This is a genomic window from Roseomonas chloroacetimidivorans, from assembly GCF_049629625.1.
Classification (GTDB): domain Bacteria; phylum Pseudomonadota; class Alphaproteobacteria; order Acetobacterales; family Acetobacteraceae; genus Roseomonas; species Roseomonas chloroacetimidivorans.
The window spans coordinates 1-12912 of sequence record NZ_JBNBZS010000056.1 but is presented as its reverse complement, the minus strand read 5'-3'; the positions used below and the strand labels follow the sequence as shown (position 1 = coordinate 12912).

Genomic DNA, 12912 nt, shown 5'->3' with positions numbered 1-12912 from the left:
TCACCCCCGGGCCGCCGCGCGGCGGCGCGTGCGGACCACGGCCAAGCCGATGGCGAAAAGCGTCAGCAGCGTGGGGACGAGCGCGATGTTGAAGATGCGAAGCCAGATCTCCAGCCCCTCGATTCCCTGGCGCAAGTCGCGCTGCACGCTGCGGAGTTGCTGGCGGGTGCGGACGATCTCGTCACGGGCGGCGTCGATCTCGGCGCGCTGCTCGGGGGTGATGACAGTCTGGGTCGTGTTGTTCGCATTAGCGCCGGCGGAGCCCTGGCGCAGCTCCCGCAGGCGCCGCTCGGTGGCCTGGAGGCGCTCCGTCAGCCGGCGCTCGGTCTGGCGGTAGCGCGCCTCGGCGTCGCGGCGCATCTCCTCCACTATGGTGAAGGGGCGCAGGCTTTCGCCGCGGGAACGCAGCGAGATCAGGTTGTCGCCGCCGGCCAGGGTGTCAGTCAGGTTAGTGACCAGCGCGCCGTTGTCGCTGGTCGGGGTGGCGACCTGCTGGCCGAAGAAGTCCTGCACCTGGACCCAGAACCGATCCTCCAGGATATCGGAGTCGTTGCCGATAACGAGGTTGACGGGCCCGTTGGTCTGGGCCTGGTGGGCGGGCAGACCCTCAGCGCGTTGCACACCCTCCGGCAGGGCGGGCGGGCCGTCGGGGAAGGCGGTCTTCAGCACGCCGCGCACTCGGGCGAGCAAGATGTGGCGCTGCCCGTCGGGCTTGAACTCAGAGAGAATGCGCGCCGGGTCGGGTGCCTGCCGCACCCGCGCCACATCGATCAGCTCGGATTGCGGGGAGGAGGTGACCAGAGGCGTCAGCTCAATGGTGGCGCCCTCCTTCTTTCGCACCTCGCCGGCGCTGGCGAAGGTGACCTGCGACAGTTCGGCGCTGGCGACGTCGGAACGGTTCAGGCTGTCGTCCTGGGCGTTGAACCAGGCGAGGTAATCCACACCCTGCACCCGGTCATGCGGCCCGGAGCGCACGCGCCAGGCGCCGCGCTGGTCCAGCACCACCTTGTCCGAGGGAGCTTCAATGCCCCAGGCGCTGAAGAGGTGGTCGAGGCTGGAGGAGGTGGGCGGCATGGGACGGCCAGTCGGATCCGGTCGGGATGCCTGGCTTTCGCTGTGAGGGTCGGTCAGGGCCAGCAGCTTGCCGCCGCGCATGACGAACTGGTCGATGGCGTAGAGCGTGGCCTCCGGCAGGTTCTGCGCATGCGCCACCATCAACACCTGCACGTCGGAAGGAATGGCCTGCGCGTCCGCCGGTACGTCCTTCACCGTGAAGAACTGGCGGAGTTGGGTCATGATCTGGAAAGGCTGACCGGTCCCGGGAACACGCATCATCATCGCACGCGGGTCCCCATTCAGCGGCAGGGAGGAGATCACGCCGAGCACGGGGCGAGTCGGATTCGACAGCTCATGCACGAGGCGCGTCAGGTCGTATTCGAGGAACCGCTCCCGTTCCGGCTGGAAGAAGGCGATGGTGCGCTCGTCATCGAGCAGGTTAGTGCCCGCCAGACCGAAATAGACCTGCTCCCCCGCATTATCGAGAGGCACCCCCTGGAGGCCATAGGCGAGGGCGCGGTCCTCTGCCTCGGAGAAAGGTTGAGGATCAAGAAGCTCCAGCTGGATCTTGCCATTGGAGAGCGCGACATATTCGCGAAGCATCTCCCGAATCCGGTCCGCATAGGCGCCGAAGACCGGCACCGTGGCGCCGAGGCTGCGGGAATAGAAGAGGCGAAGGGTGATCGGGTCGCGCAGGTTGGCAACGGTCTGCCGGGTGCCCTCGGACAGCGTGTAGAGGCGCTGCTCCGTCAGATCGAGCCGGGCGCGGGAGAGGAAACGGTCCGCCAGGACATTTACGCCTATGGCAAGCGCGACAGCGGCGAGCAGCGCGCCCAGTGCGATCCAGGCGCCGCGGCCCCGCGGCTTGGGAGAAAGGGTGGCGTCGCTCACGGATTCAATCGGCCTTGCGCAGATCGACGGCGAGGGCGTTGGCGAAGAGCCATACGCCGATGAAGCTGATGAAGAAGATGATGTCGCGCAAGGCGATCACCCCGCGTGAGAAAGCGGCGAGGCGGTCGTTGATGGAGATGCCCCGCGCAACCTCCGCCATGACCGGCAGATTGCGGCTGAAGAATTCGGTGACGACGGGCGACCCGGCCGCGGCGAAGAGAAAGCAGACCGCGACAGCCAGAACGAAGGCGATCACCTGATTCTTCGTCAGAGCAGAGATGGCGGCCCCGATTGCAAGATAGGCGCCTGCGACCATCAGGCAGCCAAGATAACCGGTTGCGATCACACCGTTATCGGGATTGCCCAGCACGTTGACCGTGATGACCAGGGGGAAGGTCAGCGCGAGGGCGATGGCGCAGAAAGCCCATGCCGCCAGGAACTTGCCGAGCACGGCCTGCCACTGCGCGATCGGCAGGGTCAGCAGCAGCTCGATCGTGCCGAGGCGCCGCTCCTCCGCCCAGAGGCGCATGGTGATGGCGGGGACGAGGAAGAGGAAGAGCCAGGGCACAAAGGTGAAGAAGGGCATCAGATCCGCAGTGCCGCGGGCGAAGAAGTTGCCGAGGGTGAAGGTGAGGGCACCCGACATCACCAGGAAGATAACGATGAACACATAGGCGACCGGCGTGGCGAAATAGGAGGCCAGCTCGCGCCGGGCGACGGTGAACGTACCGCCCATCACGCGGCCTCCTGCGTCAGCTCGCGGAAGACCGCGTCGAGATTCGGGCCGCGCGCGGCCAGTTCCTCGGGCGTCGCATCGGCGACGATGCGGCCCCGCGCGATAATAATAGCGCGGGTGCAGACGGCGCCGACTTCCTCCAGCAGATGGGTCGAGATGATCATGGCCTTGCTCGGCGCCATCCGGCTGATAAGGCTGCGGACTTCGTGCTTCTGGTTGGGGTCCAGCCCGTCGGTCGGTTCGTCGAGCACCAGCACCGGCGGGTCGTGCAGCAGTGCCTGGGCGAGGCCGACGCGGCGCTTGAAGCCCTTTGAAAGTGTCTCGATGGGCTGCAGGCGGACCTCCTCAAGCGTCGTCATGCGCATGGCGTCATGCACGCGATCGGCCGCTTCGCTGCCGCGGAAGCCGCGGGCACGGGCCGTGAAGGCGAGGAAGCCCTGCACGGTCATCTCGGGATAGGTCGGCGCGCCTTCAGGCAGGAAGCCCAGATGGCGCTTGGCCGCGACGGGGCGCTCTACCACGTCCTGGCCCATGATCCGCGCCGTGCCGGCGGTGGGATTCACAAAGCCGGCCAGCATTTTCATCGTGGTGGACTTGCCGGCGCCGTTCGGGCCCAGAAATCCAAGCACCTCGCCTGCTCTGACCGTGAAGGAGACATCATCCACGGCGGTGAAGGTGCCGAAGCGCTTCGTCAGGCGGTCGATCTCAATCAGGGCGTTCACTGCACGCTCCGCTGCGTCCACGGGCCGATCACAAACCTGTCGGGTGCATCGGGTTAGGCGCGAGGCGGGGCGGGCGCAAGCCCAGGCAACGTAACTGAACCCGCTCAAGGTAACACCGTGGACACAAGCCGGCCGGGGATCCACCCTGGTTTCGGAGGAAACAGGAATGCACAATACGACGCGCCGCCGGGCGCTGATGGGGGCCGGAGGCTTGGCTGCCGGCGGTTTCAGCGCCGCCGCGCTTGGAACAGGGGCCAGAGCGCAAAGCGTGGCCGGATGGCCGCGCGAGCTTACCACCTCGCTCGTGGTGCCCTATCCGCCGGGCGGGCCGACCGATGTCATGGCGCGGTTGCTGGCCACGGAACTGGCTGAGCGGCTGGATGGCAGATTCGTCGTGGAGAACCGGCCCGGCGCGTCCACCACCCTGGCGGCGCGGCAGGTCTCGCGCGGGCGACCGGACGGCAGCGTGCTGCTGCTGGGAACGATCGCCACCTTCGCCAATGCGCCGCATGCCTTCCGGCAGCTCGGCTACGACCCGGTTTCGGGCTTCACCCACGTCACGCTGCTGGTGGATTCCGTCTATGTTCTGATCGCTAACCCGAAATGGCGGGATCTCGCGCAGGTGCTGGAGGAGTCGCGCCGTGCACCGGGGCGGGTGAGCTATGCCAGCCAGGGCATCGGCACCACGGGGCACCTGCCCATGGTGGATCTTGCCGCCCGAGCCGGGGTGGAATGGCTACACGTGCCCTATAACGGCGCGCCGCCCGCGCTGACGGACCTGATCGCCGGGCGGACGGACATCATGTTCTCGCTCATGGCCGCAGCGAAGCCTCATCTGGACGAGGGGCGGGTCAAGGCGCTGGGGGTCGCATTGCCGGAACGCTCCCCGATACTGCCGGGGGTGCCGAGTCTGGTCGAACAGGGCTTTCGCGGTTTCTCGGCCGGCGGCTGGTTCAGCCTTGCCGCCCCGCCCGGCCTGCCGGAGGCGCAGGTCGCAGCGCTTTCCGAAGCCACCGCCGCCGCCGCCGCAAGCCCGGAGCTGCGGAGCTTTCTGGACCGTAACGGCCTGATTCCGATGGAGGCCGGGCCGGCAGCGGTCCGAACGCGGCTGGCGGCCGATATCGCGACGCAGGGCGAGCTGATGCGCCGGGCCGGTATCCAGCCGGAATAGGTATCAGCCTGCGGCCAGGGGCTTCAGGCTGAGGTCATGGTCGAACAGGGCCAGCAGGTCGCGCGCGGCACGGCCGCGCTCGGTGCGGGACAGGTCGGGGTCCTTCTCCAGCAACAGCTCCGCCTCCTGATGCGCCACCCGCACCAGCCCGCCATGGCGCTGCGGATCGGCAATGCGGCGGCCGATCTGGCCCGCCTGGCGGGTGCCCAGGGCATCGCCGCCGCCGCGCTGGTCCAGGTCTGCATCGGCGATAACGAAGCCGTCCTCGGTGTCCCGGATCACGGCCAGGCGGCGCTTCTCGCTTTCCATCAGATCGGCCGAGGGAAGCAGCAGGCAGTAGGACTGGGCGCTTCCCCGTCCGACCCGGCCGCGCAGCTGATGCAGGGCGGAGAGGCCGAAGCGTTCAGCCTGTTCGATGATCATGATGGTGGCCTCGGGCACGTCCACGCCCACTTCCACCACGGTGGTCGCGACCAGGAGCTGGGCGCGGCCGGCGGCGAAGTCCGCCAGCGCGGCTTCGCGCACCTCCAGGCTCTGCGCGCCATGGGCGAGGCGGACGGTTTCCCCGAAGACTTCCTTGAGTTGGGCGAAGGTGGTCTCGGCGGCCACGTTGTCATGGGCCTCGCCTTCCTCGATGGCCCGGACGACCCAGTAGGCGCGGTTCCCCGCCGCGAAGGCTCGGCGGAGCGCGGCCAGTACCTCGTCGCGCCGGTCGCGGCTGATAATGCGGGTGACGATGGGCTTGCGGCCAGCCGGGCGGCCTTCGAGGCGGGAGACGGCCATCTCGCCCCATTGGGTCAGGAGGAGGGTGCGGGGGATGGGGGTTGCCGTCATGACCAGCACGTCCGTTTCCGTACCCTTCTCCGTCAGCATCAGGCGCTGGGCGACGCCAAAGCGGTGCTGCTCGTCCACCACCACCAGGGCAAGATCCCGGAACTGCACGCCTTCCTGGAACAGGGCATGGGTGCCGACGACCAGGGGCAGGGAGCCCTCGGCCAGCCGACGGAGCACGCGCGAACGCTCCTTCCCCTTCACACTGCCGGCCAGCAGCGCGCATTCCACGCCCGCCGCCCCGGCTAGGCGCTGGAAGGTTCGCAGGTGCTGGCGGGCCAGCATCTCGGTAGGCGCCATGATGGCGGCCTGAGCCCCGGCCTCGACGGCGCGGAGCATGGCCATCAGGGCGACCAGCGTCTTGCCGCTGCCCACATCGCCCTGGAGGAGCCGGAGCATCCGCCGGGGGGCCACCAGGTCGGCATCGATTTCCGCGATGGCCTGGGCCTGGGCGGAGGTGGGCTCATGGCCGAAGGCGGCCAGCGCCTGGGCTCGCAGAGCGCCGTCGCCGGTCAGGGAACGGCCGGGCCGTTCCAGCACGGCCCGGCGAACCAGGCCGATGGCAATCTGGCCCGCAAGGAGCTCGTCATAGGCCAGCCGGTCGGTGGCCTCCGGCGCGGGTAGCGCCTCAGGCGCTTGTAGGGCCCGCAGCGCCTCGGCAAAGCCGGGCCAGCGCCGGCGGCGGAGATGGGCGGGATCCTGCCATTCGGCCAGCTGGGGAAGCCGCCCCAGGACAGCTGCCATCGCTTTCTGCACGTCCTTTGGCCCGAGGCCCTTTACCAGCGGCCAGACCGGCTGGATGGCCGGAATGGTGTCGGGCGGGGAGACGAATTCCGGCGCGTCCATTTGCCAGCGCGGCCCGTAGCGGCGGACCCGGCCGGAGACGGTCCGGGACGCGCCCTCCGGGAAGGTGCGGTGCAGCCAGGGGCCGACCCACCGGGCCCGCAGGAAATAGACGAGGTCGAGCATGGCGCGCTCGCTCAGGCACTTCACCACCCAGGGCTGGGAGGGGTTGCGGGGCGCGGTGACGGCCTCGACCAGCAAGGGGACCGTAACAATGTCGCCGTCGCCCGCATCGGCCAGGCGGGTGACGCGCCGGCGGTCCACATAGCGCTCCGGAAGGTGGAACAGCAGGTCCAGCACCCGGGGACCGGCAGCGTCTGATAACTGGCGCGCCTTGCCCGCCGCCTCGGGGAGGCTGTCGAGAGGGGCGAGCAGGAAGGAGAGGTGGTCTGACTGGGCTGGCATGATTCGGTGCGGGGGTTATATGGCACCGCACGAACGAATGCCGAACGGGCCCCGCGCGATGGATGACGAACCGAACGAACTCTTCCCGAGGCGGCGGCGTTTGCTCTTCCGGGCACGTCATCGCGGCACGAAGGAGACGGACCTGCTGATCGGAGGCTTCGTATCCGACCGGATCGAGGCCTTCTCCGAGCAGGAGCTGGACGAAGTCGAGGAGATCCTGGAACTGCCGGATGTGGACCTGACCGACTGGCTCTCCGGCCGCCGCCCGCTGCCGGCGGAGCTGCAATCCCCCATGATGCTGCGCCTCATGGAGGCCAGCTCGGCCCCAGGCGCGGGGCTTCCCGAGACGATGCGGAAAACCTGAATGGCTTCTTCTTCCCGCGGCCTGGAGGTCTACGGCGCCCCCGAGGGCTATGACGGGCTCCTCGTGGCCCGCCGCCGGGCCGAGGAATCGGGCCCCGTGCTGCATGTTTGCCGGGACGATGCCCGGATGCAGCGCATGGCCGACGCCTTAGCCTTCCTGGCGCCAGAGGCGGAGGTCCTGACCTTCCCGGCCTGGGATTGCCTACCGTATGACCGCGTCTCGCCAAATCCCGAGATCGTGGCCGAGCGCGTTGCGACGCTGACGCGCCTGATGGAGCAGGCCCCCCGGCCGCGCATCGTGCTGACCACCGTGAACGCGCTGGTCCAGAAGGTGCCGCCCCGTGCCGTCTTTGCCGGGGCCACGATGCGGCTGGCGAAGAACGGACGGATTGATCCGGACAAGCTGACCGCCTTCCTGGAGGCGAATGGCTATGGCCGCGCCGGCACGGTCATGGAGCCGGGCGAATACGCGGTGCGCGGCGGCATCATCGACCTTTACCCCGCCGGGGAGCCGGATCCGGTTCGGCTGGATCTGTTTGGCGACGAGATCGAGAGCATTCGCCGCTTCGACACGGGCACCCAGCGCAGCGGGGAGGCGCTGGAGGAGCTTTGGCTGCGCCCGATGGGCGAGGTCTTCCTCGACCCCGACTCCATCACCCGCTTCCGCACGGCGTACCGCGACCTCTTCGGGCCGGCTGCGGCGGATGACCCCCTCTATGTGAGCGTTTCCGCGGGGCAGCGGCATCCGGGCATGGAGCATTGGGCGGGTCTGTTCCATGAGCAGATGGAGACCCTGCTCGACTATCTCGGTCCGGCCTCAACCAGCCTCGACCATCAGGCGGAGGACTCGCTCGAGGCCCGGCTGGAGATGATCGAGGACCATTATGAGGCGCGCCGCCTGCCGCCGCGCGAGGGCGAGGTGCCCTATCGCCCCGCGCCGCCGCGGCGTCTCTATCTCGATCGCAAAGGCTGGGACCGGATGCTCTCCGGCGGGCCAATGTTGCGCTTCAACCCCTTCGGCAAGCCCGAGGGCGCGGAGGGAGTGGAGGCCGGCGGCCGCCAGGGCCGGCTCTTCACCGAAGTGCGGCAGGCCGGGGGTAATGTCTTCGAGGCCTTCCACGAGCATGCCCGGGCCATGACGGGGCAGGGGCGACGGACCGTGCTGGCGGGTTGGACCCGTGGCTCGCGGGACCGCCTCGCCAACCTGCTGCGGGAGCATCAAATCCCCACTCAGGTCGTGGAGGATTGGCCAGGCGTGCAGAAGCTGCCGCCCGGCGTGGTGGGGCTCGCCGTATGGGGGCTGGAACGCGGCTTCATCGGAGCGCCGGGTGCGGATGGCGAGCCCGGGATTTCCGTTACGGGTGAGCAGGATCTGCTGGGCGACCGGATTGCGCGGCCGCCGCGCCGGCGCAAGCGTGCGGACCAGTTCATCGCCGACGCCACGGAGATCGAGGAGGGCGACCTCGTCGTTCATGCCGATCACGGCATCGGCCGCTATGACGGGCTGGAGACGCTGGATGCCGGCGGCGCGCCGCATGACTGCCTGCGGCTGCTCTACGACGGTGGTGACAAACTTTACCTGCCGGTCGAGAACATCGAGGTCCTGACGCGCTTCGGGAGCGATGCCGCGGGCGTCGCGCTCGATAAGCTGGGTGGCGTGTCCTGGCAGAACCGCAAGGCCAAGGCGAAGTCGCGCATCCAGGACATGGCGGCGCAGCTGATCCGTACGGCCGCGGAGCGGCAGACCAAGGAAGGGGTGATGGCCACCCCGCCCGAGGGTGCCTGGGACGAGTTCTGCGCGCGCTTCCCCTTTGCCGAGACCGAGGATCAGCTCCGCGCCATTTCCGACGTGCTGGAAGACCTTTCGGCCGGCAAGCCAATGGACCGGCTGATCTGCGGCGATGTCGGTTTCGGGAAGACCGAAGTGGCGCTTCGCGCGGCCTTCGTGGTGGCGATGACCGGCGCGCAGGTGGCGGTGGTGGTGCCGACCACGCTGCTGTCCCGCCAGCACTTCCGCAACTTCTCGAAGCGCTTCGAAGGGCTGCCGGTGAAGGTCGCGCAGCTCTCCCGCATGGTGACGCCGAAGGAACAGGCGGTGGTGAAGGCGGGGCTGAAGGACGGCACGATCAACATCGTGGTCGGCACCCATGCGCTGCTGGCGAAGGGCGTGGAATTTGCCGATCTCGGCCTGGTTATCGTGGACGAGGAACAGCATTTCGGCGTGGCGCATAAGGAGCGGCTGAAGTCGCTCAAGGCCGATGTGCATGTGCTGACGCTGACAGCCACGCCCATTCCGCGGACGCTGCAGCTCGCGCTGTCCGGCGTTCGGGAGATGAGCGTGATCGCGACGCCACCGGTGGACCGGCTGGCGGTGCGCACCTTCATCATGCCCTGGGACAGCGTGGTGATCCGCGAGGCCATCCAGCGCGAGCGCTTCCGCGGCGGGCAGATCTTCTGCGTGGTGCCCCGGCTGGAGGACCTGCCGAAGGTCGCGACCCGACTCGCGGAGATCGTGCCGGAGGTGCGGATCGCGCAGGCGCATGGGCGACTCACGCCGGGCGAACTGGAACGCGTGATGGCGGAGTTCGGCGACCAGAAATACGACGTGTTGCTCTCCACCAACATCGTGGAAAGCGGGCTGGACATGCCCGCGGTGAACACGCTGATCATCCACCGCGCCGATATGTTCGGGCTGGCTGGGCTGTATCAGCTTCGCGGGCGCGTCGGACGCGGTAAGTTGCGCGGTTATGCGTATTTCACCTGGCCGCAGTCGCACCGCCTTTCCGCCGCGGCGCAGAAGCGGCTGGAGGTGATGCAGACGCTCGACAACCTGGGCGCGGGCTTCACCCTCGCGAGTCACGACCTGGATATCCGCGGCGCCGGCAACCTGCTGGGCGACGAGCAGTCCGGCCATGTGCGGGAGGTCGGCATCGAACTCTACCAGCAGATGCTGGAAGATGCGGTGCAGGACATCCGCAACCGCCAGCGCGGGAAGGGCCAGAAGGGCGAGGCGCCGGATCGCGACTGGACGCCGAACATCAATCTCGGCCTGCCCGTGCTGATCCCCGAGGATTATGTGCGCGACCTGCCCGTGCGCCTCGGCCTGTATCGCCGCATCGGTGGGCTGGCGAGCGAGGCGGAGCTGGAGGCCATGGCGGCGGAGCTAGCCGATCGGTTCGGCCCCATCCCACCAGAGGTGGAGAACCTGCTCCAGGTCGTCTCCATCAAGCGCATGTGCCGCGAGGCCGGGGTGGAGAAGCTGGATGCCGGGCCGAAGGGGATCGTGCTGGCCTTCCGACGCAACAACTTCGTCAATCCGGGCGGGCTGGCGGCGTGGGTCGTGTCGCAAAAGGGCGCGGTCAAGCTTCGCCCGGACCACAAGCTGGCCGTGGTGCGGGAGATGGAACTGGCGCAGCGGGTGAAAGTGGCGCGCGAGATCCTGCAGGCACTGCTGCGGGTCGCCAGCGAGGCGAAGGCCGCTTAGGCGATTTCCCGGATCAGCTTCGCCCGGATCGCCCGGGCGAAGTCTGCGCGGGAGTCGGCAGTCATGACGAAGGCGCCGTCGCCCGCGATGACGGTCTGCTCGTAGATGCGGGTCAGGCCTGGGCGGCCGCCCTCGATGGCCAGGGCGTTCACCACGATGCCCTGCGCGGCTGCGGCCTGACGGGCGACCGAGATGGGGTTGATGCTTCTCATATCCGGGGCGTCGCCGGAGACATCGATCACTCGTTCCCGCGCCGGCCAGGGCGCAGCCGTGATCAGGGCAGTGGCGTGGTCCACCGCATCGCCGATGGCGTTCCAGGACTGACGGGAGCGCGGCGCATCCGCCACCGCGCGGGCCAGGATGTCGGCCGAAGCCTGGCCGCCCACACGGTGCCAGTCTACCACCGTCGAGGCCGCGCCGGGCGCGCCCCATTCCACCAAGGCGACCCCGATCGCGCCGCGCGGGCCGGCGCCGATGGCCGAGAGAACGGCGGGATGGGTGAGAGCCTCCGCACAGCCCTCGCGCTGAAGGCGGAACTCGTCGGCGTCGATGCTGCCTGAGGCGTCGATAGCCAGGACGAGCAGCAGATCAACCGCACCATCCTGGGCCGCTGCTGTGACGGAGGCGAGGGCGGGCGGGGTCAGGAGAGCGGCCCGGCGCCCGATCCGGGGCGTCACGCCGCCTCCGTCAGGGCCACGTCCAGCAAGCGTTGCAGCACTTCCGGCTCCTGCGCGCCCGCTATGGCGTGGCGGCCCGCGATGACGAAGCAGGGCACGCCGTTGATGCCCAGGCGATGCGCCCGGAGGTTCTCGGCATGCACGGCCTCCACCTCCTGCTCCCCCGCAAGGAAGCGGCGCGTGCCCGCCCGGTCCAGCCCGGCCGCGGCGGCGATGCCGGCCAGGGTGGCATGGTCCGAAATATCCACGCCTTCCGCGAAATGGGCGAGAAAGAGGCGATCCACTACCTCGTCCGCAGCCCCCCGGCGGGCCGCGAGGCGCACCAAGCGATGCGCGTCGATTGAAGGCGGGGTGCGGTGGATCAGGTCGAAGCGGAAGGGCACGCCCTCCGCCCGCCCCATCTCCGTCAGGGTGGTATGCAGGCGACGTGCCCGGTCCGGGCTGCCGGGGCGGCGGGCGAAGGGGTCCCGACCGGCGGGCTGGTCCGGATTCAGGAGGAATGGCCGCCACATCAGCTCGGCGGCTACTTCCGGCCGCGCGCGCACGGCCCGGCGCAGGCGCCGGGTGCCGAGGAAGCACCAGGGACAGACGAGGTCGAACACCACCTCGATAGGCAGCCGGGCGCGGGGCGGGGTCAGCGCGTTCACGGCGCTAGATTAGCGCCGCCACGGCATGGTGGGCCAGGGTTCTCGCGGTAAGAATAGCGATCTGCCGGAGGATGCGGCGGGCCGGGCTTTCCGGCGCTTGGATTGACGGCGCGCAACTGGACTGGGCGGACGGCGAACTGCCGCCGTGCGCTTACCGCGTGGCGGTAACGCCGACCTGCCGGCACATGTCCAGGAGCAGGCAGGTGGAGCAGTGCGGGCGCTCGCCGGTGCAGATGAACTTTCCGAAGGGCACGAGCCGCTCATTGATCTCGATCCAGTATCGACGCGGCAGAACCTTCTTGAGTGCTTCCATGCTGCGCTCTGGCGTGGGCGCCGCGATATAGCCCCAACGGTTGGTGACGCGGTGGACATGGATGTCCACAGCAATGGCGGGCTGATCAAAGGCCACACCGAGGGTAAGGGCGGCGATCTTGGGGCCGACCCCCCGGAAGGCGGTTAGCCCCTCCATCGTGTCCGGCACTCGCCCACCATGGTCCTCAAGGATGCGGCGGGAAAGGGCGAGGATGTCGCGCGCCTTGGGTTCCGGGAAGGTGGCCCCGTGTAGCAGCCGGACCAGCTCGGGCTCGTCGAGCCGGACCAGTTCCTCCGGCCTGCGTGCCCTGGCGAACAGGCGCAGGCAGACGGCGGTGGTTACCTCGTCACGCGTCCGGGCTGAGATGAGGCTCGCGACGAGTTGCTCGAAGGGGCTGCCATGGCCGCGGTCGCGCAGGTCGAACATGGCCGCCTTCGGGCGATCGGCCAGCATGATCCGAAGCCGGCGGAAGACCTCGTGAATGTCGAAAGGCACTTTGTCTGCCGGGGCAGGGCTGGCCGATGCATCGGTGCTGAGTGCGGGGGAGGGCATGTGGCTAGGAACGCCTATGCCCAGCCTCAGGCTGCTTAGCGGGTAGGCCAGTGGGCTGGCGAGCTGTTGGGGTTTTCGGTTGGGGGCTGGTGTGGGGGCACTGGGCGGAGCGGGTGGGGGTGGGGCGGGGTGGGGGCGCGGTCATCACTTTTGCGTGATGTATAGGTGTACTATCCTAAAACTCAAGGTTGCAGACGGCCTGTTTTGGCGATGAATGCGTC

At 68.7% G+C, this 12912-nt stretch carries 10 protein-coding genes; 3 read left to right on the top strand and 7 right to left on the bottom strand.

Features of this window, described 5'->3' with window-relative positions:
• Genes ACO1BU_RS26860 through ACO1BU_RS26850 form a run of 3 tightly spaced genes read right to left on the bottom strand, consistent with a single transcriptional unit; the run spans nt 1 to nt 3405 of the window.
• The gene (locus ACO1BU_RS26860) at nt 1–1947 is read right to left on the bottom strand and encodes a GldG family protein (protein ID WP_424139046.1); all 1947 of its coding nucleotides are present in this window, start codon (nt 1945–1947) and stop codon (nt 1–3) included.
• Nucleotides 1948–1951: 4 nt separating this feature from the next.
• Nucleotides 1952–2683, bottom strand: a complete 732-nt coding sequence (locus ACO1BU_RS26855; protein ID WP_424139045.1) for an ABC transporter permease subunit — start codon at nt 2681–2683, stop codon at nt 1952–1954.
• Nucleotides 2683–3405, bottom strand: coding sequence for an ABC transporter ATP-binding protein (locus ACO1BU_RS26850; protein ID WP_424139044.1), 723 nt, complete (start codon nt 3403–3405; stop codon nt 2683–2685). The genes ACO1BU_RS26855 and ACO1BU_RS26850 overlap by 1 nt, the downstream gene beginning before the upstream one ends.
• 166 nt (nt 3406–3571) lie before the next feature.
• Here ACO1BU_RS26850 and ACO1BU_RS26845 point away from each other — a divergent pair, with 166 nt between their 5' ends.
• Nucleotides 3572–4576, top strand: a complete 1005-nt coding sequence (locus tag ACO1BU_RS26845; protein WP_424139043.1) for a Bug family tripartite tricarboxylate transporter substrate binding protein — start codon at nt 3572–3574, stop codon at nt 4574–4576.
• A 3-nt stretch (nt 4577–4579) separates the two neighbouring features.
• On the opposite strand, the gene recG is transcribed toward ACO1BU_RS26845, so the two are convergent.
• Nucleotides 4580–6655, bottom strand: a complete 2076-nt coding sequence (gene recG / locus ACO1BU_RS26840; protein WP_424139042.1) for an ATP-dependent DNA helicase RecG — start codon at nt 6653–6655, stop codon at nt 4580–4582.
• 58 nt (nt 6656–6713) lie between these two features.
• On the opposite strand from recG, the gene ACO1BU_RS26835 reads away from it, so the two are divergent.
• Together ACO1BU_RS26835 and mfd are read left to right on the top strand one after the other, a co-directional pair.
• On the top strand, nt 6714–7019 hold the full coding sequence (locus tag ACO1BU_RS26835; RefSeq protein WP_424139041.1) for an FAD assembly factor SdhE: 306 nt from the start codon (nt 6714–6716) through the stop codon (nt 7017–7019).
• Nucleotides 7020–10502 carry a transcription-repair coupling factor gene (gene mfd, locus ACO1BU_RS26830; protein WP_424139040.1) on the top strand — a complete coding sequence of 1161 codons (3483 nt, stop codon included), beginning with the start codon at nt 7020–7022 and terminating at the stop codon, nt 10500–10502.
• Here mfd and ACO1BU_RS26825 read toward each other — a convergent pair.
• From ACO1BU_RS26825 to ACO1BU_RS26815, 3 genes are all read right to left on the bottom strand, one after another.
• Nucleotides 10499–11179, bottom strand: a complete 681-nt coding sequence (locus tag ACO1BU_RS26825; RefSeq protein WP_424139039.1) for a DUF1194 domain-containing protein — start codon at nt 11177–11179, stop codon at nt 10499–10501. The two genes, mfd and ACO1BU_RS26825, sit on opposite strands and share 4 nt — an antisense overlap.
• Nucleotides 11176–11826 (bottom strand): DsbA family oxidoreductase, encoded by a 651-nt coding sequence (locus ACO1BU_RS26820; RefSeq protein WP_424139038.1) that lies wholly within the window; start codon nt 11824–11826, stop codon nt 11176–11178. The genes ACO1BU_RS26825 and ACO1BU_RS26820 overlap by 4 nt, the downstream gene beginning before the upstream one ends.
• Nucleotides 11827–11977: 151 nt before the next feature.
• On the bottom strand, nt 11978–12634 hold the full coding sequence (locus ACO1BU_RS26815) for an endonuclease III domain-containing protein (protein ID WP_424139037.1): 657 nt from the start codon (nt 12632–12634) through the stop codon (nt 11978–11980).
• Between the last annotated feature and the right edge of the window lie 278 nt (nt 12635–12912).

What these genes read in the sequence shown, in the direction of transcription:
- ACO1BU_RS26855 (WP_424139045.1), bottom strand. Translation starts at nt 2,683, where the DNA reads ATGGGCGGTACGTTCACCGTCGCCCGGCGCGAGCTGGCCTCCTATTTC.
- ACO1BU_RS26845 (WP_424139043.1), top strand. Translation starts at nt 3,572, where the DNA reads ATGCACAATACGACGCGCCGCCGGGCGCTGATGGGGGCCGGAGGCTTG.
- recG (WP_424139042.1), bottom strand. Translation starts at nt 6,655, where the DNA reads ATGCCAGCCCAGTCAGACCACCTCTCCTTCCTGCTCGCCCCTCTCGAC.
- ACO1BU_RS26835 (WP_424139041.1), top strand. Translation starts at nt 6,714, where the DNA reads ATGGATGACGAACCGAACGAACTCTTCCCGAGGCGGCGGCGTTTGCTC.
- mfd (WP_424139040.1), top strand. Translation starts at nt 7,020, where the DNA reads ATGGCTTCTTCTTCCCGCGGCCTGGAGGTCTACGGCGCCCCCGAGGGC.